Origin of the sequence: Mycolicibacter minnesotensis (assembly GCF_010731755.1) — a bacterium.
GTDB classification, from domain to species: domain Bacteria; phylum Actinomycetota; class Actinomycetes; order Mycobacteriales; family Mycobacteriaceae; genus Mycobacterium; species Mycobacterium minnesotense.
The window spans coordinates 3,726,803-3,753,162 of the sequence record NZ_AP022589.1 but is presented as its reverse complement, the minus strand read 5'-3'; the positions used below and the strand labels follow the sequence as shown (position 1 = coordinate 3,753,162).

The window sequence follows — 26,360 nt, the reverse complement described above, 5'->3', positions numbered from 1 at the left end:
GATAGCGCTCGTGATACAAGTGGCGCTATTGCGCCAGGGTGACCGATCCGGCGCCATGGCCGATGCCGTACTGCCCGGGCTTGCCTCCGCCGATGAGGCTGCTCACCGCCATGACGGTGGTGATTCGGCCCGACTCGATGTCCACATCGTCGACCGTGCTGATGGTTCCGGCCACGGCCGGATCGGTGCGGGCCATCGCCACCGCTGCGGTGCCCGAGGCCGACCCGTCCCGTCCGGCCAGCACCGTCGCCGACCCATGCGGGGCCAGCGCCGCGGAGAACCGTGCCACGCTCAGGCCGCTAGTGCCGGCGTCCTCGGGCACGGCGCCGCCGGCGATCACCACGGCCGCGTTGGCCGGTGCGAAGCGCTCCTGGGAGTAGGTGATGAAACCGGTGTCGCGCAGTGCAGCCAGCACTGTGCCACGCTGGGCATCGTCGACGGGTGGGGTCGCCGCAGCGGCGGGCTCAGGCGGATGGGGTGCGTTGATCAGCAGGGCGATCCCGAGCAGGTCACCGGCCTGGGCGTCCTGGTCGACGAGGTCGGTGCTCAACTGCGCCCCGGCCGGCACGATCCCGGATTCCAGCACGGCGCGCAGCTTCTCCTCCGCGCTGCCGTCGACGAACTGGGCCGTCAGGGTGACTGTTCCGGTGACGGTTCCGCCGGCCAGTCCGATGATCCGGGTGACGCCTTCGACGTCACTGTCGGCGGCATCGGGAGTCCGGAAGATCACCGTGGACTTTCCGTTCAGCGCGTCGTGCACCATCCGGGGCGCCATCTGGGCGTCGAATTCGTTGGCGTTGCGCAGCCGTTCGCTCAGCGCATTGTGCTGGTCATGCAGTGCGTCGATCTGCTCACGCAGATCTTCCTTGTCGGACTGCAGTCCGGCCATCAACGGACCCGACAGCAGCCCGGATCCCAGGACGACTCCGAACACCAGTGCCAGCAGTACGGCCGTCAGCGACATCGCGTGGTAGCGAGGGGTGATCATTGCGGTGCCGACCCCGATTCTCTTCTGTCGATCCCGGTTAGGTCACCCAGTGCCGCAGCCACTGCGTCAGGTGGTGCCAGTAGTTGCCCAGCCACTCGAGCACCACGGCGTCGGTCCGCGAGACCCACAGCGCCACGATGATCGCCATCAGCATGGTCAGCACCAACAGTGCGATGGCGCCGGCCGAGATCCGGTTGCGGTAGAGCGTCGCCACGGCGCGGGCGTCCACCAGTTTCTGGCCGACCTTGAGTCGCGTCATGAACATCGACGGGTTGCTCAGCTGGCGGGTGCGGTCGAAGAACGTTTCGATGTTGGCCGTGTGGCCGGCCGTCACCAGCAGGGCCGCACCGTGGTGGTCGGCCAGCAGCAGCGCCAGGTCCATCGCGGAGCCGGCGGCGGGGAAGGTCATGGCGCCGACACCGAGGTCCTGGATGCGCTCCAGGCCGGGTGCGTGGCCGTCGGCGTCGGCGGGCAGCACCACCTGGGATCCGCAGCGCAGCACCTCGGCGCTCATCTGGTCGGGGTCGCCGACAATCAGCTGCGGGCGATACCCGGCCTTGCGCAGTACGTCGGCTCCGGCGCCGACGCCGATCAGCACCGGCTGGTACTCCTTGATGAACGGCTTGAGGCACTTGAGGTCTTCGGTGGCGGTGGCTTCATCGCCGACCAGCACCACGTGGCGGCGCCGCAGGTCCACGTCGATCTCGGGGATTCCGATCCCGTCGATCAGCAACGGGCTCTCGCTGCGAATGAATTCAATGGTGTTGCCGGCGAAGGACTCCAGGTGAGCCACCAGGCCGCTCTTGGCCTCGATCATCAGGTCGGCGATCTCGACGTCGCTGCGCTCGACGCCGCGGGCCAGCCGTCGGTCGCCGGAGTAGACGGCACCGTTGTACAGGCGGACCTTGGCGCCGTCGCGGATCTTCTTGAACACCGTGGGTCCGGCTTCGTCGATCAGTGCGACGCCGTTGGCGACGAGCACCTCCGGGCCGAGGTTGGGGTAGCGGCCGGAGATCGAGGCCGAGGCGTTGACGACCCCGGCGATCTGGGCTTCCACCAGGGCGTCGGCGGTGATCCGGTCCAGGTCGAGAATGTCGAGGACGACGATGTCGCCGGGCCCGACCCTGCGCAGCAGGCGATCGATGTCGTGGTCGACGCGGGCCGTACCGACGAGGCCGGGCCGGGCGGTGTTACGAGACAGCAGCGCAGACATCTTCATGGCGCGATTCTGGCCGGGAATGCGCGGTTATCCGCGGAGGCGCGCCGTAACACCAGCCCCAGAAGTTCCATCACGTCACATCAGTCACAACATAGGGTGCGCCGTGCCAGGGGCCTAATCGGTGCCCCGATCCTCCCGAGCGGCATCGAGCAGCTCCCGCGCGTGGGCCCGCGCGGTCTCGGTCTCCCCCAGCCCGGCCAGCATCCGAGCCAGCTCACCGACCCGGTCGTCATCGGCCAAGCGCCGCACGCCACTGGCGCCCGCCCGCCCGGTGGGCTCCACCATCAGGTGCACGTCGGCGTAGGCCGCGACCTGCGGCAAGTGCGTCACGACGATCACCTGGTGGGTGCGGGCCAAGCGCGCCAGGCGCCGCCCGATCTGCACCGCGGCCCGTCCGCCCACCCCGGCGTCGATCTCGTCGAACACCATCGTGGTACCGGCCGACTGCTTCGACGAGGTGGCCAGCACCACCTCCAGCGCCAGCATCACCCGCGACAGTTCCCCGCCGGAGGCACTCTTGGCCAGCGGCAGCACCGTCATCCCGCGATGCGGCGCGAGCCCGAACTCGACGTCATCGATGCCGTCGGCTCCGGCGTGCACGGTCTGTCCCGAGGCCAACCGCAACGCGGCCGGATCCTCGGCGGCGGCCGGGCTGGCGCTGACCGCAATGCTGAACTCGGCGTCGGCCATCGCCAGTCCGGACAGCTCGGCGCTGACCGCTTTGGCCAGCCCACCGGCCGCCTTGGTGCGCACCGCACTGAGGTCGGTGGCGGCCTTGGCCACCTGTTCACCCAGCTCATCGACGCGTCGGGCCAGCCCGGCGAGCGCTTCCTCGGAGACGTCGAGCTGGTTGAGACGCTCCCGCGACTGCGCGGCCCAGGCCAGCACTCCGTCGATGTCGGCGGCGTACTTGCGGGTCAGGCTGCGCAGCTCGGCCTGCCGGGCGAGTTTGGCGTCAAGGGCCTCGGTGCCGGTGGGCAGGTCCTCGAGGTAGGCACCCAGTTCGCGGGCCACGTCGCCGACCACGGTGAGCGCCTCACCGAGTTGTTCACCGAGGGTCTGCAGCGCCGCGTCGTCGGTGGCAACCAGTGCCGTCTTGGCCTGCCCCAGCCGGTCGGTGGCCGAGGTCGGCCCGTCGTCATCGGGAGCGTCATCAGAACCGCCGGCCAGGGCCGCCCGCGCCCCGGTAGCCGCGGCGCGCAGCGCGTCGAGTTCGGACAGTCGCCGGATCTCGGCGGTCAGCGCGTCGTCTTCCCCGGTCCGAGGGTCGACGGCATCGATCTCGCGCAGGGCGAAAGTCAGCCGGTCGGCTTCCTGGGCCAGTTCTCGGGCGCGGTCGCGGCGTTCGACCAGCTCACGCCGCGCCGACTGCCAGGCCTCGCGTGCGCTGCGGTAACGCTCCAGCCGGGCGCCGACCGCGGCGTAGCGGTCCAGGGCGGCGCGCTGTTCCTCCGGGCGCATCAGACGCAGCTGGTCGTTCTGGCCGTGCAGGGTGAGCAGGCTGCCGGTGAAACCGGTCAGCGATTTGGCGGGCACCCCTCGACCGCCCAGGTAAGCCCGGGAAGGGCCGTCGCGGCTGACGGAGCGGGCCGCGATCACGCTGCCGTCCTCGTCGCGCTCCGCCCCGGCGGCCTCCAAGAGCTCATCGATCTGCCGAGCCGCGGACTGCGCCAGATCTGCGGTGCAGAACCGGCCTTCGACCACCGCGCGGGCAGCACCGGAACGCACCCGGTTGGCGTCGGCGCGGGCGCCCCCCAACAGGTGCAGACCGGTGACGACCATGGTCTTGCCGGTGCCGGTCTCCCCGGTCAGCACGGTCAGACCGCGGTCGAACTCAGCGGTGGCCGCGCTGATGGCGCCCAGGGATTCGATGCGGATTTCAGTGAGCAACGGCGGGCACCATCGTCATTGTCCGCGCCAGCCGGTGACGGGCAGCCGGAACTTGCGCACCAGCCGGTCGGTGAACGGCGAGCGGCCTAACCGCGCCCACTTCACCGGGGTGACGCCACGTTGTACCTCCAGGCGTCCTCCGGCAGGCACCAGCATCTTGCGGCGGCCGTCGCAGAACACCAGCGCAGGATGGCCGTCGCTGGACTCCACCTCGATCGCGATCGTGGAGGCGGGGCTGGTGACCATGGGCCGGGCGAACAGCGCGTGTGCGTTATTGGGCACCACCAGGATCGCGTCGAGGTCCGGCCAGAGCACCGGCCCACCGGCCGAGAATGCGTAGGCGGTCGATCCCGTCGGGGTGGACACCAGCACCCCGTCGCAGCCGAATGTCGACACCGGGCGGCCGTCCACCTCGACGACCACACCCAGCACACCCAACCGCTGCCCCTTCTCCATGCTGGCCTCATTGAGGGCCCAACCACTGTCGATCACCTCGCCGTCGGCGCGCACCACGACGTCGAGCGTCATCCGGTCCTCCACCCGGTAATCGCGGGCGATGATCTTGTCCAGAACCTGATCGATGGTGTCGGCCTCCGCCTCGGCCAGGAAGCCGATCCGGCCCAGGTTGACACCCAGTACCGGAATGTCGGCGCTACGCGCCAACTCCGCGGCCCGCAGGAAGGTTCCGTCACCGCCGAGCACCAGCACCAGTTCGCAGCCCTCGGCAGCCCCGGTGTCGGGATCCACCGGAGCGGTCTGCACACCGGGACCGCGTCCGTCCTCATCCTCAAAGTTCAGTGAGCCCTGGTCGACGGCTTCGGCGGTCAACACCCGCAGGGCGATGCCGTGTTCGTCGAGCACCTTCTCGACGCGCCGGGCGGTGTCGGTGGCCTCTTCTCGACCACTGTGCACCACCAGGAGCACGGTGCGTTGTCGCTCTTGGCTGGTCATTGGGGGCCCTTCGCCACGGCATCCTGCACGGCGGCCTGCAACGCGTCACCGGCCAGCGGCGCGAGGGCTGCGCTCAGATGCAAGAAATATTCGACGTTGCCGGAAGGTCCCGGCAGTGGACTTGCGGTGACGGCGACGGTGCCCCACCCCAGTTCTTCGGAGCGGCGGGCCACCGACAGCACCGCAGCAGCCCGCAGCGCCGGATCGGACACCACGCCGCCGGCCCCCACCTGCTGTCGTCCCACCTCGAACTGCGGCTTCACCATCGGAACGATATCGGCGTCGGGTGACGCGCAGCCAGCCAGCGCAGGCAACACCGTGCCCAGCGAGATGAACGAGAGGTCGGCGACGATCAGCTCCGCCGGCCCCTCGATGGCCTCCGGGGTCAGACTGCGCACATTGGTGCGTTCGATCACCACCACCCGCGGATCGGTGCGCAGTGCCCAGGCCAGCTGTCCGTAGCCGACGTCGACGGCCACCACCTGCCCCGCGCCGCGGTCCAGCAGCACCTCGGTGAATCCGCCCGTCGAGGCCCCGGCGTCCAGGCAGCGCCGGCCGTCCACGTCGATCCCGAAGGTGTCCAGTGCGCCGATCAACTTGTGCGCCCCGCGCGACACCCAGGTGCGTTCACCGTCGTCGAGCACGGCCAGGGCAGCGGTGACGGCCACCGCGGTTGCCGGTTTGACCGCCCGGATGCCGTCAATGGTGACCTTGCCGGCCTCGATCAGTTCGGCGGCCTGCTGACGAGACCGCGCCAATCCGCGCCGGACCAGTTCGGCATCGACGCGAGCACGCCGCGACATGACCGACTCAGCCCTTCTCTACCGACTCCAGCGCCCGCACCAACAGCTGGTGGGCCTCTTCGAGCCGTTGCGCCAAGGCGTTGAGATCGCTGTGGGCCGGCAACTCCGCCAGGTCAGCCTCCGCGGGCAACTCGGCCAACACGGCCGCGACGCGTGTCCGGACGTCCTCAATCTCACTGTTCATGGGTGCCACTCACGCTAGCCGATGACGTTCACGGCCATGTGCCGAGCAGGGCGCACTGCTGCAGCGCTGCCTCCGCGGTGGCATCCGCGGCGGTCACGGTGAACGGTCGCCCGGTCAGATCCGCTTCCCACACCGCGGACGCGAGCGCCCGCGCCACCGACAGGCCGTCGTCGACGCGCTCGCCCGCGGATGGTGCCGCGGAGACGGTGACGGTGGTGCCGTCCACCTGGACATCCCAGTGCGGCTGCGGTCCGATCGCCAGCACCCCGGCGCCCACGTTCAGAGACCGCAGGTCGTGGCCGAGGTAGGTCGGGCGCTGGTCAGCGACCGCCGCCACGGCGTCACGCGCGGAGCTCACACCGGTGAGCACCATCAGGCTGGGCAGCGCGGCCGCGTTGGCCGCGGCAATGTCGGTGTCGAGCCGGTCACCCACCACCAGCGGGGCATAGAACTCGCCGCGGGCCAAGGCCGCGGTGAGCAGCGCCGGGCCCGGCTTGCCGGCCACCTGGGGTTCGGCGTCGGTAGCGGCCCGCAGCGCGGCCACCATGGACCCGTTGCCGGGCAACAGGCCACGCTCCGACGGCAGTGTCTTGTCGACGTTGGTGGTCATCCACACCGCCCCGGCACGGATCGCCAGGGCCGCCTCGGCCAGGTCAGCCCAACCGAGTTCGGTGGACAAGCCCTGGATGACTGCCGCCGGCTCATCGGTGGCCAGCCGTACCGCGGCCAGACCGACCGCACTGATCTCGGCGGCCAGCGAATCCGAGCCCAGCACCAGCACCCGTGCTCCGGCGGGCAGCTGGCCGGCCAGCAGCCCCGCCGCGATCTGCCCGCTGGTGGCGACGTCGTGCGCCGTGGCGGTGAAGCCCAGCTGATTCAGGTGCGCCGCGACCTCGTCGGCGCCACGTGACGAATTGTTGGTGATGTAGAGCGCGCGGCTGGCCATCTCAGCCAGGGTCTCGACAGCGCCGACGGTGGGCTCGCCACCACGGAACACCGTGCCATCGAGATCCAGCAGCAGACAGTCGTATTCCTCGGCCAGTGTCGCGGCCCCGCCGAGTTCGGCGATCCGCTCTTCGACGTCGGTGACGCCCTCGGTGTCGGCGGCAGCCGCCCGCAGAAACCACTCCAATGCCTCGGACTCCCGACCGAGGGCCACCAGGGTCTCGGCGTGGGCGTAGTGCAGCCGCGCCACCGTCGAACCAGTCCGGCCGGGATCGGCCGCCCCCGCAGACAACACCGTCAGGGCCTGCTCCACCTGGCCGAGGTCCGCGCGGGCGCCGGCCGCGACGATCCTCATCTCGTCGGCCTCGTCGCCCTCAAGCTGTTCGGCCTCCGGGCCGGTGGCCAGCTCGATCGCCCGCTGGGGCCGGCCCAGACCGCGTTCGCAGTCGGCGATCAGCGGCAGCAGTGCAGACTTGCTGCCCATCCGCCGTGCCGCCCGCAGCTCACCGGCGGCCTGAGCCCAATCCCCGCACTGATACGCCGCGATCCCCACGGCCTCGCGTACCGCGGTGATCCGCGTCGAACGGGCGCGGGCCGCCTTGGCGTGGCGCAGTGCGGCTGCGGGGTCGTCGTCGAGCAGCATGCCGGCTGCCACCAGGTGGCAGGCCACGGCATCCGCGGTGGCCCGGTTGAGTGTGCTCAGCTCCCGGCGAACCTCCGGTGCCAACTGCTTGGGCTCGACGCCTTCGGGCAGCGGCGGGTCGTCGTAGCGTGCTGCGGATTCCTCACCGGCGGGCCGGGTCGGGCGCGACGAGCGGTCGAAGTCCCGGGCTGGACGAGAGCCACCATCGCGGTCGCGTAGTGGTCGCGAGCCACCCTCGCGGTCGCGTACTGGTCGCGAGCCACCCTCGCGGTCGCGTGGTGGTCGGGGGCTGCCATCGTGGTCGCGTGCAGGCCGGGGGCTGCCATCGTGGTCGCGCCGCGGCTGGGGCCGACGGTCGCGGTCCGGGCCGGAGCTCCGCGGTGACCGGCGCTGATCGCTCGATCCCCGGAACGAACCACCACTGGACTGCCCTGGCCGGCCTCGTCGTCCGGCATCTCCGGCGCCTCTGCCGCCCCGCGGCCCGTCGCCGCCCTTGCCGTGTTCGGCCACTTCGCGCCCTCCGGTTGTAACAGTGCTACCGAAAAGGATACGGCGGGGAACGCCGGCCTCTTGACACGGCCGCAATATGCGCGATCCACTCGCGCCACATAGGAAATATAGGGGAAATGCCTGTGCCCCCCAATTTCTTGGGGGGCACAGGACTTTAAATTGTGTTCGGCGGTGTCCTACTTTTCCACCCGATAGGGCAGTATCATCGGCGCTGACAGGCTTAGCTTCCGGGTTCGGGATGGGACCGGGCGTTTCCCTGTCGCTATTTCCGCCGTAACTCTATTTTTTTGTTGGGTGGGCCGGCCCCCGGTTTTGGGGGTGGGCTGTTTCCACCGTGTCACCAAAGCTTTGTAGTTTGGTGGTGGGGTGTGGTTATGAATTGTGGTTTGTGGTTGCGGGCAACACAATTGTTGTTTCTTGTGTGTTGTAAGTTTTCGGCCGGTTAGTGCCAGTTCCCTGCACACCTTACGGTGCTTCCAGGTCTGGTCTATCAATCCCGTAGTCTGCGGGGGGCCTTATCCCTCTAAAAGGGTGAGAATCCTGGTCTTGGAGTAGGTTTCCCGCTTAGATGCTTTCAGCGGTTATCCTGTCCGAACGTAGCTATCCAGCCGTGCTCCTGGTGGAACAACTGGTATACCAGAGGTTCGTCCGTCCCGGTCCTCTCGTACTAGGGACAGGTTTCCTCAAGATTCTGACGCGCGCGGCGGATAGAGACCGAACTGTCTCACGACGTTCTAAACCCAGCTCGCGTGCCGCTTTAATGGGCGAACAGCCCAACCCTTGGGACCTGCTCCAGCCCCAGGATGCGACGAGCCGACATCGAGGTGCCAAACCATCCCGTCGATATGGACTCTTGGGGAAGATCAGCCTGTTATCCCCGGGGTACCTTTTATCCGTTGAGCGACACCCCTTCCACTCGGGGGTGCCGGATCACTAGTCCCGACTTTCGTCCCTGTTTGACGTGTCAGTCTTACAGTCAAGCTCCCTTGTGCACTTACACTCAACACCTGATTGCCGTCCAGGTTGAGGGAACCTTTGGGCGCCTCCGTTACATTTTAGGAGGCAACCGCCCCAGTTAAACTACCCACCAGGCACTGTCCCTGAACCAGTTTCATGGTTCGAAGTTAGAGGTCCAATACGATCAGAGTGGTATTTCAACAACGACTCCACCCACACTGGCGTGCGGGTTTCACAGTCTCCCACCTATCCTACACAAACCGCATCGAACATCAATACCAAGCTATAGTGAAGGTCCCGGGGTCTTTTCGTCCTGCCGCGCGTAACGAGCATCTTTACTCGTAATGCAATTTCGCCGAGTCTATGGTTGAGACAGTTGAGAAGTCGTTACGCCATTCGTGCAGGTCGGAACTTACCCGACAAGGAATTTCGCTACCTTAGGATGGTTATAGTTACCACCGCCGTTTACTGGGGCTTAAATTCTCAGCTTCACCCCGAAGGGTTAACCGGTCCTCTTAACCTTCCAGCACCGGGCAGGCGTCAGTCCGTATACATCGTCTTGCGACTTCGCACGGACCTGTGTTTTTAGTAAACAGTCGCTTCTCACTGGTTTCTGCGACCCTCTCCCGCTGCCCACCGCAAGGGTGTTGACGGTATGGGGGTCCCCCTTCTCCCGAAGTTACGGGGTATTTTGCCGAGTTCCTTAACCATAGTTAACTCGTACGCCTTGGTATTCTCTACCTGACCACCTGTGTTGGTTTGGGGTACGGGCCGTGTGCGTGCTCGCTAGAGGCTTTTCTTGGCAGCATAGGATCACCGAATTCGCCGCAATCGGCTATGCATCACCTCTCGGACTATATGCCAGACGGATTTACCTATCTGACGTCCTACGGGCTTACCCCAGTATTACCACTGACTGGTACGGCTACCTTCCTGCGTCACCCCATCGCTTGACTACTACCCACCCGGGTCCCACGCAGCCGATAAACGCCTCATCCCGAAGGATAAAGTCGTCCACCATTTGGGTGGTTAGCAGAATGGATTCATCAGGGACGCTCACACACGGGTACGGGAATATCAACCCGTTGTCCATCGACTACGCCTGTCGGCCTCGCCTTAGGTCCCGACTCACCCTGGGAGGACTGGCCTGGCCCAGGAACCCTTGGTCTTTCGGCGGGCAAGGTTCTCACTTGCCTCATCGCTACTCATGCCTGCATTCTCACTCCCACACCCTCCACCACTAGATCACTCTGTGGCTTCACCGGATGCAGGACGCTCCCCTACCCAATACTTACGTATTGCCGCGGCTTCGGCGGTGTGCTTGAGCCCCGCTACATTATCGGCGCACAATCACTTGACCAGTGAGCTATTACGCACTCTTTCAAGGGTGGCTGCTTCTAAGCCAACCTCCTGGTTGTCTATGCGACTGCACATCCTTTTCCACTTAGCACACGCTTTGGGGCCTTAGCCGGCGATCTGGGCTGTTTCCCTCTCGACGCACGGAGCTTATCCCCCGCCGTCTCACTGCCACGCTTACACTCACCGGCATTCGGAGTTTGGCTGACGTCAGTAACCTAGTAGGGCCCATCGGCCATCCAGTAGCTCTACCTCCGGTGAGAAACACGCAACGCTGCACCTAAATGCATTTCGGGGAGAACCAGCTATCACGGAGTTTGATTGGCCTTTCACCCCTACCCACAACTCATCCCCTCAGTCTTCAACCTAAGTGGGTTCGGGCCTCCACGCGGTCTTACCCGCGCTTCACCCTGGCCATGGGTAGATCACTCCGCTTCGGGTCCACAACACGCCACTACACCAGCCCCTCTGGACTGGATACGCCCTATTCAGACTCGCTTTCGCTACGGCTACCCCACACGGGTTAACCTCGCGACGTGCCGGTGACTCGCAGGCTCATTCTTCAAAAGGCACGCCATCACCCCACTACTAAGAGAGGGCTCTGACGGATTGTAGGCACATGGTTTCAGGTACTATTTCACTCCCCTCCCGGGGTACTTTTCACCATTCCCTCACGGTACTAATCCGCTATCGGTCATCGAGTAGTATTCAGGCTTACCGGGTGGTCCCGGCAGATTCACAGCAGATTCCACGGGCCCGCTGCTACTCGGGAAATCGTCACAAGACAGGTATCGGGTTTTCACGTACCGGGCTCTCACCGTCTACGGCAGGCCATCCCAAGCCACTTCCGCTAACCACAACACTTTTTCACTGTCCTCCAGGCGAGTAGACCCAGACATGACGCTCCCACAACCCCGCACACACAACCCCTACCCGGTATCACATGCATACGGTTTAGCCATCCTCCGCTTTCGCTCGCCACTACTCACGGAATCACATTTTGTTTTCTCTTCCTACGGGTACTGAGATGTTTCACTTCCCCGCGTTACCTCCCCACTGGCTATACATTCACCAGTTGGTGACACGACATCACTCGTGCCGGGTTTCCCCATTCGGACATCCTCGGATCCACGCTCGGTTGGCAGCTCCCCGAGGCATATCGCAGCCTCCTACGTCCTTCATCGGCTCTCGATGCCAAGGCATCCACCATGCGCCCTTAAACACTTACAAACACAAAAACCAAGAACAAAAATTGCAAAACAAACAAGACAAAAATCTTGCTTGTTAGATGCTCGCAACCACTATTCACAAAACAAAGACCACACCCCACCACCAAGATGGAGCGACAACACACCCACCCCACAACGGGGGCAAAAACAGGCCTGTTGCCTCAGGACCCAACAGTGTGCCCAACCCGAAAGCCGGCCGACAGGAAAACCCGCCAGTTGGTGATCAAAAAAGTTGTTGCTTCTAAAAACAATCTGCACCACCAGCAACCCACTACAGGCCACCAGCGAAAAATATCCCAACCATCACATCCCGCACTGTTGCGGGGACGGGGGAAAATGGTGCTCCTTAGAAAGGAGGTGATCCAGCCGCACCTTCCGGTACGGCTACCTTGTTACGACTTCGTCCCAATCGCCGATCCCACCTTCGACGGCTCCCTCCACAAGGGTTAGGCCACCGGCTTCGGGTGTTACCGACTTTCATGACGTGACGGGCGGTGTGTACAAGGCCCGGGAACGTATTCACCGCAGCGTTGCTGATCTGCGATTACTAGCGACTCCGACTTCATGGGGTCGAGTTGCAGACCCCAATCCGAACTGAGACCGGCTTTAAAGGATTCGCTAACCCTCACGGGATCGCAGCCCTTTGTACCGGCCATTGTAGCATGTGTGAAGCCCTGGACATAAGGGGCATGATGACTTGACGTCATCCCCACCTTCCTCCGAGTTGACCCCGGCAGTCTCTCACGAGTCCCCACCATTACGTGCTGGCAACATGAGACAAGGGTTGCGCTCGTTGCGGGACTTAACCCAACATCTCACGACACGAGCTGACGACAGCCATGCACCACCTGCACACAGGCCACAAGGGAACCGATATCTCTACCGGCGTCCTGTGCATGTCAAACCCAGGTAAGGTTCTTCGCGTTGCATCGAATTAATCCACATGCTCCGCCGCTTGTGCGGGCCCCCGTCAATTCCTTTGAGTTTTAGCCTTGCGGCCGTACTCCCCAGGCGGGGTACTTAATGCGTTAGCTACGGCACGGATCCCTAAAGGAAGGAAACCCACACCTAGTACCCACCGTTTACGGCGTGGACTACCAGGGTATCTAATCCTGTTCGCTCCCCACGCTTTCGCTCCTCAGCGTCAGTTACTGCCCAGAGACCCGCCTTCGCCACCGGTGTTCCTCCTGATATCTGCGCATTCCACCGCTACACCAGGAATTCCAGTCTCCCCTACAGTACTCTAGTCTGCCCGTATCGCCCGCACGCCCACAGTTAAGCTGTGAGTTTTCACGGACAACGTGACAAACCACCTACGAGCTCTTTACGCCCAGTAATTCCGGACAACGCTCGCACCCTACGTATTACCGCGGCTGCTGGCACGTAGTTGGCCGGTGCTTCTTCTGTACCTACCGTCACCCCAAGAAAAATCCTGGAGCTTCGCCGATACTGAAAGAGGTTTACAACCCGAAGGCCGTCATCCCCCACGCGGCGTCGCTGCATCAGGCTTGCGCCCATTGTGCAATATTCCCCACTGCTGCCTCCCGTAGGAGTCTGGGCCGTATCTCAGTCCCAGTGTGGCCGGACACCCTCTCAGGCCGGCTACCCGTCGTCGCCTTGGTAGGCCATTACCCCACCAACAAGCTGATAGGCCGCGGGCCCATCCCACACCGCAAAAGCTTTCCACCACACACCATGAAGCATGCGGTCCTATTCGGTATTAGACCCAGTTTCCCAGGCTTATCCCAAAGTGCAGGGCAGATCACCCACGTGTTACTCACCCGTTCGCCACTCGAGTACCCCCGAAGGGGCCTTTCCGTTCGACTTGCATGTGTTAAGCACGCCGCCAGCGTTCGTCCTGAGCCAGGATCAAACTCTCCAAACAAAAACTATTTGGAAACAATCCCAAAACATCAGTCAAAAACTGACATCAAAAAAGCCACACCCCCAACACGGGGCGCCAAAGGCATGGCAAAAACAACAACAAAAAATTTCACCAAACACACTATTGAGTTCTCAAACAACACGCCCATCTGAACGCGCAGTCATCCCGCGGCTAAAAGCCGCTAAATGTCAGTGCGGGCAGATGAAAACCCCCGGAATCGCACTTTGAATCTTGCTTGATTCCGCGGGCTTGTCGCTCCCCCCGGCTTGGCCGGGTCTCTGCGACGTGGATAAAGTTACGCGAGGTGAAACAGGGAGTCAAATCTGCTGGTCAGAGGCTTTTTTTGTTCGTTTCAAGATCAACTCCGGTGGTCGCTGCAGGGCCAGCCGGCCCCTGATCTAGGCCTTCTCCGAGGCCCTCTCCACCCCGGCGACGTTGCGCTTGCCGCGGCGCAACACCAGCCAGCGCCCATGCAGGAAATTCTCGGCCTCAGGCGTCCATTCCTCGCTGTCGACGCGCACGTTATTCACCGACACGCCACCCTCACCGATCGTGCGCCGAGCCGCGCCCCTACTTGCCGACAGACCGGTGGCGACCAACAGGTCGACGATGGTGTTCGGCGCTGCAGCGTCCAACTGCGCAACAGAGGTCTCCTGCAGCGCCGCGGTCAGGGTGGATTCGTCCAATCGGGTGAGCTCGCCACGACCGAACAGCGCCTGGCTGGCTAATTCCACCGCGTCGGTGGCTGCCTGGCCGTGCACCAGCGTGGTGAACTCCCGGGCCAGGGCCCGCTGAGCGGCGCGCTCGTGCGGGCGCTGCGCGGTCGCCTCCTCGAGGGCGGCCAGCTCTTCGGCCGACAGGAACGTGAACCAACGCAGATACCGGATCACGTCGGCGTCGGCGGTGTTGAAGAAGTACTGGTACCAGGCGTAGGGACTGGTCATCTCGGGATCCAGCCACAAGCTGCCGCCGCCGGTGGACTTGCCGAACTTGGTCCCGTCGGCGGCGGTCACCAGGGGCACGGTCAGCGCGTGCACGGTCGCGCCCAGCTTCTGTCGCACCAGCCGCACCCCGGCGATGATGTTGCCCCACTGGTCGGAGCCACCGATCTGCAGCGAACATCCGTAGCGCTGATGGAGCTGCACATAGTCGTTGGCCTGAAGGAGCATGTAGCTGAATTCGGTGTAGGAGATGCCCTCGTCGAGGCGGCGCCGGATGGTGTCGCGATCGAGCATGACGTTGACCGAGAAGTGTTTGCCCACGTCACGCAGGAATTCCACGGCCGACATCGGCGCCGTCCAGTCCAGGTTGTTTACCACCACCGCGCCGGTCGGACTGGTGTCGAAGTCGACGAATCGTTCGAGTTGGCCGCGGATCCGTTCGGACCATTCGGCCACGGTGTCGGCGGTGTTGAGGGTGCGTTCACCGCTGTCACGAGGGTCGCCGATGAGTCCGGTGGCACCACCGGCCAACACGATGGGTCGGTGCCCGGCCCGCTGGAATCGCCGCAACGCCAGCAGCGGGACCAGGTTTCCGGCGTGCAGGCTGGGCGCGGTCGGGTCGAATCCGGCATAGACCGTGAGGGGCCCACCCGTCACTTCGGCGGTCAGGGCATCCAGGTCGGTGGACTGGGCGATAAGGCCGCGCCAGTTCAACTCGTCGAGAATCGTCGTCGGCATGGGTTGATTTTCCCGGATCAGTCCGAGGCGCCGGGCGCCGGTGCCCGTGGGCTGCGCCGGTAAGCCGAAACCTCGGGCCGTGCGGGCACCCACAGCCGCCACGGCCGGTCGGCCGCCCGGCTGACGCCCACCCGCGGCCCGGACTGATCCGGCAACTTCCCGCCGAGCTCCAGCCGAACCGGGCCGCTCGGGTCGAGTAAATCAATCCCGTTGTCGGCCATGGCAATTCCCAACGCAGCGCAGAGGTTGCCCGGGCCGCGGGCCAACGCCGCGCGTGGGACGGCATCGCCGCGGCGAACGCGAACCAGCGACTCCCCCGCGTCCACCACTGCCGCTCGCAACAGCACGGCCGCGGCTGTTCCGTCCGGGCCGCAGACCACATTGGCGCACACGTGCATGCCATAGCTGCGGTAGGTGTAGAGCCGACCCGGCGGGCCGAACATGACGGCGTTGCGCGGGGTTGGACCGCGGTAGGAATGCGCGGCCGGATCCGGCCAGGGCCCGTCGGGCACCCCGCCGTAGGCCTCCACTTCGACGATCGTCGCCGCAACACCGCGACATCTCAGGGTGGCTCCCAGCAGGAGCCGGGCAGCCGCGACCGGCTCGATGGCAAGCCGGCCGGCACTCACGTCCGCGATTCTGCCCTGACGGCGGACCCCCTTGACAAGCCGTCGTGTCGAGCAGACTATTCATCGCATGATGATTTCATCGCGCGATGAATTCTGGGGTTCCGATCCGGCGGTCGAGATCGAGCATCTGCGGGTGGTACGCGGCAAACACCCCGCCATACAGGACCTCTCGGTCCGGATCGCCCGCGGCACCATCACCGGCCTGCTCGGTCCCTCGGGCTGCGGAAAGACGACTCTGCTGCGCTGCATCGTGGGTACCCAAGTCCTGACCGGCGGCCGGGTGGACGTGCTGGGCAGCCCGGCGGGCTCGCGTGAGTTGCGACGCCGCGTCGGCTACATGCCCCAGCAGGCGACCATCTATGACGACCTGCGGGTGATCGACAACGTGCGGTACTTCGCTGCCCTGGCCGGCGCCGACGCCCGTGAGGCGGACGACGCCGTGGAGGCCGTCGACCTGCACAGTCACCGCGGCAGCTATTGCGCCAACCTGTCCGGCGGGCAGCGCGCCCGGGTGTCGCTGGCCTGCGCACTGGTCGGGCAGCCCGACCTGCTGGTACTCGATGAGCCGACGATCGGCCTAGACCCGGTGCTGCGCGCCGAGCTCTGGCAGCAGTTCACCGCCCTGGCCCGGCGCGGCACGACGCTCCTGGTGTCCAGCCATGTCATGGACGAGGCCGACCACTGCGGTGACCTGCTGCTGATGCGCGAGGGCCGGCTGTTGGCACGCACCACCCCGAAGCGACTGCGAGAGGAGACCGGATGTTCGTCGATGGAGGAAGCGTTCCTGTCCATCATCCAGCGCACCACCGAGCGCCAAGCCGGCTGACCGGGTTCCTGGGGCTACGCCCCTTTGCGGCCACCACCCTGCGGATCCTGCGCCAGCTCGCCGGCGATCACCGCAGCGTCGCGATGATCTTGGCTGTGCCCAGCCTGGTCATCACGCTGATGTATTTCATGTTCTCCGGCACCGCGCACCCGCCGGGCACGCCGTCGCCCTTCAACGCCGCGTGTCTGGTCCTGCTGGGCTTGTTCCCGCTGTTTCTGATGTTCGTCATCACCGCGATCACCATGCAGCGCGAACGCGCCTCGGGGACGTTGGAGCGCATCCTGACCACCCCGCTGCGCCGCGGTGACCTGCTGGCCGCCTATGGGACCGCTTTCTCGATCGCGGCAGCCGCGCAAGCAACCCTGGCCTGCATCGTCGCGTTCTGGCTGCTGGATTTCCACACCATGGGCAGCCCGGCGTGGGTGTTCGGCATCGCGATCATCAACGCGGTGCTCGGTGTCGGACTCGGCCTGCTGTGCAGTGCGTTCGCCCGCACTGAATTTCAGGCGGTGCAGTTCATCCCCCTGGTGATGGTTCCCCAGCTGCTGCTGGCCGGCATCATCGTGCCGCGCGCCGCGATGCCGGAATGGCTGCAGTGGGTGAGCAACGCGATGCCGGCCAGTTACGCGCTCGAAGCGCTGCAGCAGGTGGGCAGCCACTCCGATCTGACCGGCCTCACAGTGCGCGACATCGTCATCGTGCTGGCCTTCGCAGTGGCAGCTCTGGGACTGGCCGCGGTGACCCTGCGCCGGCGGACCCCATGATGGCCGCCCAGCCGCCCGGCCGCCGACCCGGCCGACCATCGGGCACTTCGGACACCCGCGACAGGATCTTGGCCGCTGCTCGTGAACTGTTCGCCCGCAAGGGGTTTGCCACCACCTCTATTCGGGCGGTGGCCGCAGAGGCCGGGGTTGACGCGGCCCTGGTGCACCACTACTACGGCACCAAACAACAACTGTTCGCCGCCGCGGTGGAATTGCCCGTTGATCCGATGCGGGTGCTGGTGCCGCTGCGGGAGACCCCGATCGAGCACCTGGGGCGCACCCTGCCCGAGCTGCTGGTCCCCCTGTGGGACTCGCAGGCCGGAACCGGCCTGATCGCGGCGATGCGGTCCATGCTCACCGGTACCGATGTCCCGCTGGCCCGGTCCTTCTTCCGCGACATCGTGGTCGCCGAACTCGCCCAGCGGGTCGACAGTCCGCCCGGAACCGGCGTCCTGCGGGCGGAGTTCGCCGCCAGCCAGTTGATGGGCGTGGTGGTCGCCCGCTACATCGTGGGCCTTGAACCGCTGGCCTCACTGCCGACGCAGGAGGTGGTGGCGATGATCGCCCCGACCCTGCAGCGTTATCTCACCGGGGATCTGCCGGACCCGCTTGGGCCATAAGCAGAGCGTGCTCGTCGTCGCCGACGGTGTCGGACTCGTCGATCAACAGCACGGGGATGTCGTCGTCGATCCGGTAGGCCCGATGCAGACGCGGGTTGTAGAGCGCCTGACTGCCGGAACCGCCGGAGCGCTGCACCAGCAATAACGGCCCGCGATCAGCCGGGCAGACCAGGATGTCCAGCAATTCCTGGTCGATCACGACCGACCACCGGCCAGTTCGGCACGCACCGCGGCCGTCAGCCGTTTGTACTGCCGGCTGCTGGTATCGAGGTACCACGCGTTGCGCCCGGCCTTGGGCAGCCCAGCGTCGCGCAGCTTGCCCACTACCGGCCGGTAGACGGTGCTCAGCGTCAGGTCCGGCACCACATGGATGATGTCGGGCCCGGTGCCGGAGGGGATCGCGGCCACCGCCTCGCTGAGGTCGGCGGCGGTGATCGTGGCGCCCGGCTGCGCGGTCACCGCCGACACCACCAAGTCGGCGCCTTCGGTGGCCACCCGGTAGGTCACCGCCAACTCGACGCCGGTGACAGCACCGAGCGCATCGGTGATGACCACCGGGAACGCGATACCCCGGTCGGTGCGGATGCTGGAGGCTCGCCCACCCACCAGCCAATAGTCACCGTCGGCGTCGCGGCGGAACAGGAACTCCGTGGAGATCCAGGTGTCGGCCGGCGCGAAAACGCCTCGCTTGACCGAGGCCGACGGATCGATGGGTCCGCGGGGCTTAGCCAGCATCACCCCGACTTCATCGGTCTCGGCGACCCGCACGAAACCCCGGTCGTCCTCCAGGATCAGGTCGTGATCGGAGTCGTAGGCGGCCAGCTGCACGTCCACCGCGCCGGGCAGTGGACGGCCCTTGCTGCCGACCTTGGCGCCGGAGACGTTGGCCAGCACGGCCTGACCGTCCTTGGTGGCGAAGAACTCGACGACGTGGGCCGGGGCGAACACCTCGGTGACCCGGTTCCACAGTCCGGTGGGCATGCCGGAGCCGATGAACAACCGGACCGGGTGGTTGCCCTGCAGAACGAAGTTCGGGTCGTCGATGACCTCACGCAGCATCGCCCAGGTGTAAGACACCACGCTCACCCCATACTGGCGGACCTCGGAGACGAACCGTTCCGGGTTCAGGCCGCGCGACAGTGCGATCCGCGCCCCGCCGACCACCGCGCCGCCCAGACTGACCAACAGCCCGGACTCGTGGTGCAGCGGCGTCAGGCAGTACACCGTGTCGTTGGGCCCCAGGGCCGCGGTCGACGCGGTGCCGAACGCCGACAGCGCCCAGCGGAAGTTGGTGATCTGCTTGGCCACCAGCTCGCCGGCCGCGTTGCCGAAGGCCACGAAGGCCAGGTCACGGGCGAAGCCCGGGTTCGGCCGGTACCAGCCGGGCAGTTCGACCGCGTCCGGGTCGATCTGTTCCATGTCGACCACATCGATGTCGGTGGGCAGGTCGAGGTCACGGCCCTCACCACCGCCGAGCACCAGGACCTGGCAGTCCAGCTCGCGGGCGGCCTGGCCGGCCAACTTGAGGCTGCCCGGGTCCACGATGATGTCGGAGATACCGCCGAGGTGGGCCGCCGGAATCAGGTCCCCGTCGGTCGGCATCAGCACGGCCACCGCGCCGAGCCGCGACAGTGCCGCGATAGCGACCAGCGCACTGGGCCGGGTGGCCATCAGCACGCCGACGTGGACGCCTTGCCGCACCCCGACATCGATCAGACCGCGGACCACGTTGTCGATGCGCTTGTTGACCGCCTCGTAGGTGTGCACCCGGCCGTCGAAGAGCAGAAACTCGCCGTCGGGCGAGTCTGCGGCCTGCTCATCAATAATGCGGCCCAACGAGATTCGGGTGTGGTCGTTGATCTGGCCCAGCCGGGCCAACCGGGGCAGCGTGCGCGCGGTCTCCACCGCCATGGTGCGCATCGACTTCTGCGCCGCCAGCATGGCATCCGCGGCGCCGCGCGCCAACGTCAGCGCCACCTCGGAGGCCTCGCCCAGCCCGTGAGCGATCCGCGACGTCATCGCAACGCCGCGGTTGGCCCCTTCGGACGGCTGCTCGGACATCAGCGCCACCCCCGACGGCTGCGGACCCATCCCGGACTGCCAGAGCACCCAGCGAGCCACGGTCGGCCACGTCTGTTCAGCAGCCTTGGAACCCACCACCAGGCCGAAGTGGCCTGCCCGCAGCAGATATTCGAAGACCTTGGCGTTGGGCGCGGCACGGCGGATACCGCGGACGGCCACCGGCTGCCCGATGTCGTCGACCTCACCCACGAATGCCAGCACCGGACAGGTGATGTCGGTGAGGGTCACCAACTGGCCGTTGATGGCGAAACCACCGGTCATCATCCGGTTGTGCGCGATGAACTGCTTGAGCAGTTCCGAGATGGCCGGCCCCGACCAGGCGATCCAGCCCTCGGACTCCAGGAACCGACGCTGCGCCTCACGCGGCAGCAGGGCCTCCCGGTCGTGCAGCTGACGCAGGAAGTCCATCCGGGCCTTGGCCGTCTTGAGCGGGTCCATCATCTGGAAACCCAGCCGCGCCTGCCATCCCGAGATGTCCAGCCGGTTGAAAACGTGGTCGGCCATAAAGCCGGCCACCCCGGAAGCAAGGTTGGGCGGCAGGCCCATCGGCAGCGCGGCCAGGGTGTCCACCGGCGAGCCGAACGCGATGATGCTGGCGATGCTCTTCGAATGCCGGTATGCCCCGGTCTGATAGGCGAACATGCCGCCCTGCGAGTAACCGGCCACATGGACGTCGCGACCCGTGGTCTCAGCCACCGTGTCGATGGCTTGACTGAGGCCGACGATGTGGTCGGCCAGATTGCGGCGCATGCCGCCTTCGATCTCGTCGGGTGAGCCGAAGTCGATCACCCAAGGGTCCACCCCGGCGTCATGCAGAATGCCGACCGCGCCCTCGTCGTGAGTGACGTCCCACATGTTCGCCGACATCATCATCGGGTGCACCAGCAGCACCGGCGGTCCGGGCTGGGGCTGTCCGGGACGGCTGTCCGGCGGAAAGTACCGCCGCAGCTTGTACATCGGGGTGCTCTCGACGATCTGGAACGGCGACGGCACGGTCCCGGTCTCCAGGCCGCCCCAGCGCAGCACCTCCAGGCCGTTCTGTGCGGTGGCCATCAGCCACTCGACCGGCCGGGTGATGGCCGACAAGTTCAGATCCACCGCTGCTCCCCTACGTTGCGCCCGATCCCGGAATAACGTGCACATTCTGGCACATCAGCACCGTGAGTCCTGCTGGTTCAGCATTCGGCTATGGACAGGCAGTACCGTTCCAGCGGTGGCACACCTGCTCGGAGCTGAGTCCCTTCACCTGCGATACGCCACCGGTGTGGTGTTGGACTCAGTCACGCTGGGGGTGAACGACGGCGCCCGGATCGGGATCGTCGGACGCAACGGAGACGGCAAGTCGTCGTTGCTGCGACTGCTGGCCGGCGTGGCGACACCGGACTCCGGGCGCGTCACCCAGCGCAGCGGTCTGCGGGTGGGGTTGCTGGACCAGTCCGACACCCTCGACCCCGACAGCACGCTGGGGGCCGCGCTGGTCGGCGAGCAAGCCGACCACGAGTGGGCGTCCAGCCCGCGGATCCGGGACGTGGTCGAAGGCCTGGTCTCCGACATCGCCTGGGACGCAACCATCTCCGAGCTGTCTGGGGGGCAGAGACGGCGCGTGCAGCTGGCGGCGCTGCTGATCGGCGAATGGGATGTGATCTGCCTCGACGAGCCGACCAACCACCTCGATGTGGAAGGGATCACCTGGCTGGCGCGCCACCTTCAGCAGCGCTGGGCCCGCAACACTGGCGGACTGATGGTGGTCACCCACGACCGCTGGTTTCTCGACGAGGTCGCCACCACCACCTGGGAGGTACACGACCGCATCGTCGAGCCGTTCCAGGGCGGCTACGCGGCATACGTGCTGCAGCGGGTGGAGCGCGACCGGATGTCTGCGGCCAGTGAGGCCAAGCGGCAGAACGTCTTACGCAAGGAGCTGGCCTGGCTTCGGCGCGGGGCGCCGGCCCGCACGTCCAAGCCGAAGTTCCGCATCGAGGCGGCCAATGCGCTGATCGCCGACGTCCCGCCGCTGCGCAACGACGTCGAGCTGATGAAGCTGGCGACGGCACGGCTGGGCAAGGACGTGATCGACCTGCTCGATGTGTCGGTCAGCTTCGACGGCAAGCCGGTGTTGTGTGACGTCGAATGGCGCATCGGCCCGGGTGAGCGCACCGGAATCGTCGGCGCCAACGGCGCGGGCAAGTCCACCCTGCTCGGGCTGATCGCCGGCACCGTGGTGCCCGACAGCGGGCGGGTCAAGCGCGGCAAGACGGTGCGGCTGGGCATCTTGGACCAGCAGTCGACGGAGTTGGCCGCGCTCGCCGAGGATCGGGTGGCCGACGTCGTGGGCCGGCTGCGCAACGACTACCAGGTCGACGGCAAGGAGATGACGCCCACGCAGCTGCTGGAGCGCCTCGGATTCGGCAGTGCACAGCTGTCAGCCCGAGTCGGTGAGCTCTCCGGCGGTCAGCACCGGCGGCTGCAGTTGATGCTCACGCTGCTCGCCGAACCGAACGTGCTGGTGCTCGACGAGCCCACCAACGACGTCGACACCGACATGCTCACGGCCACCGAGGATCTGCTGGACTCCTGGCCCGGCACCTTGATCGTGGTCTCTCATGACCGGTATCTGCTGGAGCGGGTGACCGACAACCAGTACGCGATCCTGGATGGGCGGCTTCGCCACCTGCCGGGCGGTGTCGACGAATACCTGCAGTTGGCCGCCGAGGCCCGGCGAGCACCGGTGTCGCGCAGCGTTGCCGCGGCCGCCGCCGACGGGCCGGGACCGTTGTCGGGTGCGGAGCTGCGTGCTGCGCAAAAGGACCTTGCCGCGGTCGATCGACGGCTGGCGCGGCTGGCCGAGCAGATCGAAGCCAAGCACCACCAGCTGGCCGACCACGACCAGTCCGACCATGTGGGCCTGGCCGAATTCACCCGCGAACTGCGGGCGCTGGAGGCCGAGGTTTCCGAGCAGGAGGCCCGGTGGTTGGAGTTGTCGGAGCTGGTGGAATAGGAGCCCGTCAGCGACGCTCGAAGTGCTGGTAATCCACCGGGGACTTCCAATAGCCGCCCCAGCGCCAGCCAGCGTCGGTGAAGACGCGCACAGCCGCGTCGCCGGCGTGCAACAGGCCTGGTTCGATCCGGTGCCGGTCGAGGTAGACCCCGGCATTACGCGGCTCGAATCTGCCGTGATCGACCATCGGGTTCAGCAGCGGGTTGACGTCGATGGCCCGACCGTAGGCGTGCAGCGCCCAGTTGCCCGAGCCGGGGATGCGTCGGCAGTTGAACGCCGAGGTGTTGTTGTCCTCCATGGACAGCTCGTCGTCACCGCGATAGTTCGCGACCGACCGCATCTTCTCGATCGGGAATTCCAGACGATAGAGCCGGTCGAATGCGGCGATCACCTGCGCGACCAGTTCCTGGTGCACGATCAGTTCGCCGCGGTGCGGCAGGTCGTCGAACCCGAGGTGGGTCAGCGTCACCCGCCGCAGCTGCGAGGGCGCGACGGGGCAGCCTGGGTGCCAGGTGGATCCGAGTTCGGTGGCGGTGACGTTGTCGACGGTGGCGGCCTCGGGTGCAACGGCGCGCGGCGTCGGGTGTGCCTGCGGGGACGACTCGGGCCCGGCACTGCACTGCGTCAGCAGCCCGCAGGCCGCGATCGCCGCCATGAGGCGCCGCGTGGTCGAGACGTGTGGGCTGCCGTTGATGCGTTCACGCTAGCGCAGCGCTGAATCTGCTACCGTCTGCACATTAGGTAAGGCATACCTAATTTCGTACAATCCTTGGGAGACGCCGTGGCACCGCTCCTCGATTCACTACCGCTCGTCGGCGCCCTACGCGACGCGGTCTTTCTGTCCGCCACCGTGGGCGACATCGAACAACTCACGCCGACGATGCGCCGATACCGGTTCACCGGCCCGAGACTGCAGGGCCTGACCTGGAGGCCGGGTCAGCATGTCCGCCTGCAGGTCGCGGGCCTGCTCGACTCCGTTCTGCGCCTACACCCGCACGACGCGCTGCGCACGTACTCGATCTACGACGCCGACCCCGCCGCCGGAACCCTCGACATCGTCATGTGCAACCACGACTACGACCGGACCGTAGTGACTCCCGCCAGGCGCTGGGCCGCGGCGATAGCACCGGGCGATGACGTTGCCTTCACGCGACCGCAGGGCAATTTCGTGATCCGCCCGGAGGCGTCCTATCAGCTGTTCGCCGGTGACGAGACGGCGTCGGTGGCGTTTGCGGCAATGTTGCGCGTCCTGCACCCGGAGACGGCGGTCTACGGCGCGATCGAAGCGGCCGCCGAAGCCGACCACCTTCCCCTCGCGCGGTCGTTGACACAGGTGGAGCGCGGCCAGGCCCCCGCGGCCGATTCTGCGGCCCTGGCCGACGCTCTGCGCGCACTGCCACTGCCCGACCATCCCGGCATCGCCTACCTCGCCGGCGAAGCCCGCACCATCCAAACCCTGCGCAAAATCCTGATCAGCGAACGGGGCTGGGATCGCCGGCGGATCTGCACCAAGCCGTTCTGGACCCCCGGCCGCACCGGGATGGAGTAGCCGCGTGGCCCCCACCCCGCCACTTGGTTTAGGTTAGGGTAACTTGACTTAGGCAAGGCTACCCAACAGAAAGGAGCGGGTGGGGCGCCGTATCCCTCCCCCGGACAACCACCGATGACCGTTCACCCCCGCACCGCAGCACGGCCATGACGACCCCCATCTGGATGGCCTCGCCCCCCGAAGTGCATTCCACGCTGCTCAGCAGCGGAGCCGGCGCCGGCACCTTGCTGTCGGCAGCCCAGGCATGGACTGCACTGAGCAACGAATATGCCACTACCGCAGCCGAACTCACCTCACTACTCACTGCGGTCCAAGCTGGATCCTGGGAGGGACAAGCCGCCACACGCTACGTCGCCGCCCACACCCCGTACCTGACCTGGCTGAACCTGGCCGGCGTCAACAGCGCCGGTGCGGCCGCCCAGCTGGAAACGGCGGCCGGCTCCTACACCGCGGCCTTGGCCGCGATGCCGACACTTGCCGAACTGGCCGCCAACCGCACCACGCTGAGCGTGCTCGTCGCGACCAATTTCTTTGGTATCAACGCAATTCCGATCGCGGTCACCGAGGCGGACTATGCACGCATGTGGCTGCAGGCGGCCACGACCATGAGCGTCTACCAGGCGGTTTCTACGACGGCCCTGGCCACGACACCGCACACCGCGCCGGCCCCGAGCATTCTCTCCGTGGCAGGTTCGGCGGAGTTCACCGATCCGATCGAAGAGTGGCTGTCGTGGTCCGAGCACTTCAGCAGCATGTACCGCATGCTCAAGCAGGTGCTGGCCAATCCGCTCGGCACCCTGATCCAGGTCATCATGGATTTTGCCGCCAACCCGGCGGCGGCGGTCACCACCTGGATGCCGTTGTTCTACCTGTTCGCCTACGCGGCGACCTTCGCGGTGCTGGGCACCCCCCTCTACGCGGCGGTCATGGGGCCGGCAGCCGCATCGTCGGCCATCCCCATCGCGTTGGGCCTGTCGGGGCTCGCCTACATGGCCCAGGTACCGGTGGAAGTATCACCCCCGGCCACACCGCAGATTCTGCCGTCCGCCGTCATGGTGCCGACTCCCCCGGCCGGCGCGGTCACCACGCCGCCCGCGCCGGCACCGGCGCCGGCGAGCGTGGCCGCAGCACCCGCACCGCCGGTGCCGAGTCCACCACCGGCCGCCGGCGTCCCACCGCTGTACTACGCGGTGTCCGGAGGCGGCCCAGGCGTGGGCTTCGGTCCACCCATGCAACAGCGTGCGCCGGAATCCGCGCGGCGCCCGCGCAGCATCAGCGAGACGGCCGAAGCGGCTGCGGTAGCGGCCGCTGCGCGAAAGTCGAGGACGCGCAGGCGTCGCGGCGCCGACATCAAAGCACGCGGCTATCGCTACGAATTCATGACCTCCGAGGGCACGGCCGCTGCGCCTGCCGTGGAACAGCCGGCACACGCGGGAGTTTCGCGCAGCGGTAGCGCACCGCTCGGTTCGGCCGGTACAACGGTAAGGTCGGGACTCACTGAACCGGCCGGCCTTGCCACGCTGGCCGCTGATGCATTCGGCAACGGCGCCGCCACCCCGATGATGCCGGGAGGCTGGACCGAAGAGAACCCTCGCAACGACGAACGCGAGACCACGTGACCACCGAATGTCCACTGACCGAACTTTCCAGGGA

18 protein-coding genes and 3 rRNA genes are annotated in these 26,360 nt (G+C 66.2%); 6 read left to right on the top strand and 15 right to left on the bottom strand.

Annotated features, from left to right (window positions below):
- Positions 1-25 precede the first annotated feature (25 nt).
- The 12 genes from G6N09_RS17285 to G6N09_RS17235 form a co-directional block, all read right to left on the bottom strand.
- Entirely contained in the window at positions 26-988 is a 963-nt protein-coding gene (locus tag G6N09_RS17285; RefSeq protein ID WP_083022844.1) for a copper transporter, read from the bottom strand.
- 37 nt (positions 989-1,025) lie between these two features.
- Complete coding sequence (steA, locus tag G6N09_RS17280; protein WP_083022843.1) at positions 1,026-2,207, bottom strand: putative cytokinetic ring protein SteA; 1,182 nt, start codon at positions 2,205-2,207, stop codon at positions 1,026-1,028.
- 114 nt (positions 2,208-2,321) lie between these two features.
- The gene (recN, locus tag G6N09_RS17275) at positions 2,322-4,097 is read right to left on the bottom strand and encodes a DNA repair protein RecN (RefSeq protein ID WP_083022842.1); all 1,776 of its coding nucleotides are present in this window, start codon (positions 4,095-4,097) and stop codon (positions 2,322-2,324) included.
- Between the two features lie 15 nt (positions 4,098-4,112).
- Positions 4,113-5,048, bottom strand: a complete 936-nt coding sequence (locus G6N09_RS17270; protein ID WP_083022841.1) for an NAD kinase — start codon at positions 5,046-5,048, stop codon at positions 4,113-4,115.
- Positions 5,045-5,851 (bottom strand): TlyA family RNA methyltransferase, encoded by an 807-nt coding sequence (locus tag G6N09_RS17265; protein WP_083022840.1) that lies wholly within the window; start codon positions 5,849-5,851, stop codon positions 5,045-5,047. The genes G6N09_RS17270 and G6N09_RS17265 overlap by 4 nt, the downstream gene beginning before the upstream one ends.
- 7 nt (positions 5,852-5,858) lie before the next feature.
- Positions 5,859-6,035, bottom strand: coding sequence for a hypothetical protein (locus tag G6N09_RS19550; protein ID WP_165756563.1), 177 nt, complete (start codon positions 6,033-6,035; stop codon positions 5,859-5,861).
- A 28-nt stretch (positions 6,036-6,063) separates the two neighbouring features.
- Positions 6,064-8,133 (bottom strand): HAD hydrolase-like protein, encoded by a 2,070-nt coding sequence (locus G6N09_RS20145; protein ID WP_234806907.1) that lies wholly within the window; start codon positions 8,131-8,133, stop codon positions 6,064-6,066.
- Between the two features lie 163 nt (positions 8,134-8,296).
- Positions 8,297-8,409: ribosomal RNA gene (rrf, locus tag G6N09_RS17255) — 5S ribosomal RNA — on the bottom strand.
- 146 nt (positions 8,410-8,555) lie between these two features.
- Positions 8,556-11,676, bottom strand: a 23S ribosomal RNA gene (locus tag G6N09_RS17250).
- A gap of 349 nt (positions 11,677-12,025) precedes the next feature.
- A 16S ribosomal RNA gene (locus tag G6N09_RS17245) occupies positions 12,026-13,560 on the bottom strand.
- The 16S, 23S and 5S rRNA genes sit together here, the layout of an rRNA operon.
- Before the next feature lie 398 nt (positions 13,561-13,958).
- Positions 13,959-15,239, bottom strand: coding sequence for a tyrosine--tRNA ligase (gene tyrS, locus G6N09_RS17240; protein ID WP_083025257.1), 1,281 nt, complete (start codon positions 15,237-15,239; stop codon positions 13,959-13,961).
- A 17-nt stretch (positions 15,240-15,256) separates the two neighbouring features.
- Positions 15,257-15,868: a DNA-3-methyladenine glycosylase gene (locus tag G6N09_RS17235; RefSeq protein WP_083024982.1), complete on the bottom strand. Its 612-nt coding sequence runs from the start codon at positions 15,866-15,868 to the stop codon at positions 15,257-15,259.
- 67 nt (positions 15,869-15,935) lie between these two features.
- Here G6N09_RS17235 and G6N09_RS17230 point away from each other — a divergent pair, with 67 nt between their 5' ends.
- Genes G6N09_RS17230 through G6N09_RS17220 form a run of 3 tightly spaced genes read left to right on the top strand, consistent with a single transcriptional unit; the run spans position 15,936 to position 18,078 of the window.
- Complete coding sequence (locus tag G6N09_RS17230) at positions 15,936-16,694, top strand: ABC transporter ATP-binding protein (protein WP_083024984.1); 759 nt, start codon at positions 15,936-15,938, stop codon at positions 16,692-16,694.
- Entirely contained in the window at positions 16,628-17,458 is an 831-nt protein-coding gene (locus tag G6N09_RS17225) for an ABC transporter permease (RefSeq protein WP_083024986.1), read from the top strand. Before G6N09_RS17230 ends, G6N09_RS17225 begins: the two co-directional genes overlap by 67 nt.
- On the top strand, positions 17,458-18,078 hold the full coding sequence (locus G6N09_RS17220) for a TetR/AcrR family transcriptional regulator (protein WP_109558892.1): 621 nt from the start codon (positions 17,458-17,460) through the stop codon (positions 18,076-18,078). Before G6N09_RS17225 ends, G6N09_RS17220 begins: the two co-directional genes overlap by 1 nt.
- Here G6N09_RS17220 and G6N09_RS17215 read toward each other — a convergent pair.
- Positions 18,044-18,277: a Trm112 family protein gene (locus tag G6N09_RS17215; protein ID WP_083024989.1), complete on the bottom strand. Its 234-nt coding sequence runs from the start codon at positions 18,275-18,277 to the stop codon at positions 18,044-18,046. The two genes, G6N09_RS17220 and G6N09_RS17215, sit on opposite strands and share 35 nt — an antisense overlap.
- Positions 18,274-21,213: an acyl-CoA synthetase gene (locus G6N09_RS17210; RefSeq protein ID WP_234806981.1), complete on the bottom strand. Its 2,940-nt coding sequence runs from the start codon at positions 21,211-21,213 to the stop codon at positions 18,274-18,276. The genes G6N09_RS17215 and G6N09_RS17210 overlap by 4 nt, the downstream gene beginning before the upstream one ends.
- Before the next feature lie 160 nt (positions 21,214-21,373).
- On the opposite strand from G6N09_RS17210, the gene G6N09_RS17205 reads away from it, so the two are divergent.
- The gene (locus tag G6N09_RS17205; RefSeq protein WP_083024993.1) at positions 21,374-23,158 is read left to right on the top strand and encodes an ABC-F family ATP-binding cassette domain-containing protein; all 1,785 of its coding nucleotides are present in this window, start codon (positions 21,374-21,376) and stop codon (positions 23,156-23,158) included.
- 7 nt (positions 23,159-23,165) lie between these two features.
- Here the strand turns inward: G6N09_RS17205 and G6N09_RS17200 are convergent, their stop codons facing one another.
- Entirely contained in the window at positions 23,166-23,813 is a 648-nt protein-coding gene (locus tag G6N09_RS17200) for a M15 family metallopeptidase (protein ID WP_109558894.1), read from the bottom strand.
- Between the two features lie 126 nt (positions 23,814-23,939).
- On the opposite strand from G6N09_RS17200, the gene G6N09_RS17195 reads away from it, so the two are divergent.
- Positions 23,940-24,707, top strand: coding sequence for a siderophore-interacting protein (locus tag G6N09_RS17195; protein WP_083024995.1), 768 nt, complete (start codon positions 23,940-23,942; stop codon positions 24,705-24,707).
- A 146-nt stretch (positions 24,708-24,853) separates the two neighbouring features.
- Positions 24,854-26,326, top strand: coding sequence for a PPE family protein (locus tag G6N09_RS17190; protein ID WP_083024998.1), 1,473 nt, complete (start codon positions 24,854-24,856; stop codon positions 26,324-26,326).
- Positions 26,327-26,360 lie beyond the last annotated feature (34 nt).

Bases quoted from the DNA above. Each gene is read 5' to 3' on its own strand.
- G6N09_RS17285 (WP_083022844.1), bottom strand. From the start codon at position 988: ATGATCACCCCTCGCTACCACGCGATGTCGCTGACGGCCGTACTGCTG.
- steA (WP_083022843.1), bottom strand. From the start codon at position 2,207: ATGAAGATGTCTGCGCTGCTGTCTCGTAACACCGCCCGGCCCGGCCTC.
- G6N09_RS17270 (WP_083022841.1), bottom strand. From the start codon at position 5,048: ATGACCAGCCAAGAGCGACAACGCACCGTGCTCCTGGTGGTGCACAGT.
- G6N09_RS17265 (WP_083022840.1), bottom strand. From the start codon at position 5,851: ATGTCGCGGCGTGCTCGCGTCGATGCCGAACTGGTCCGGCGCGGATTG.
- G6N09_RS19550 (WP_165756563.1), bottom strand. From the start codon at position 6,035: ATGAACAGTGAGATTGAGGACGTCCGGACACGCGTCGCGGCCGTGTTG.
- tyrS (WP_083025257.1), bottom strand. From the start codon at position 15,239: ATGCCGACGACGATTCTCGACGAGTTGAACTGGCGCGGCCTTATCGCC.
- G6N09_RS17230 (WP_083024984.1), top strand. From the start codon at position 15,936: ATGATGATTTCATCGCGCGATGAATTCTGGGGTTCCGATCCGGCGGTC.
- G6N09_RS17225 (WP_083024986.1), top strand. From the start codon at position 16,628: ATGTTCGTCGATGGAGGAAGCGTTCCTGTCCATCATCCAGCGCACCAC.
- G6N09_RS17220 (WP_109558892.1), top strand. From the start codon at position 17,458: ATGGCCGCCCAGCCGCCCGGCCGCCGACCCGGCCGACCATCGGGCACT.
- G6N09_RS17210 (WP_234806981.1), bottom strand. From the start codon at position 21,213: ATGGCCACCGCACAGAACGGCCTGGAGGTGCTGCGCTGGGGCGGCCTG.
- G6N09_RS17200 (WP_109558894.1), bottom strand. From the start codon at position 23,813: ATGGCGGCGATCGCGGCCTGCGGGCTGCTGACGCAGTGCAGTGCCGGG.
- G6N09_RS17190 (WP_083024998.1), top strand. From the start codon at position 24,854: ATGACGACCCCCATCTGGATGGCCTCGCCCCCCGAAGTGCATTCCACG.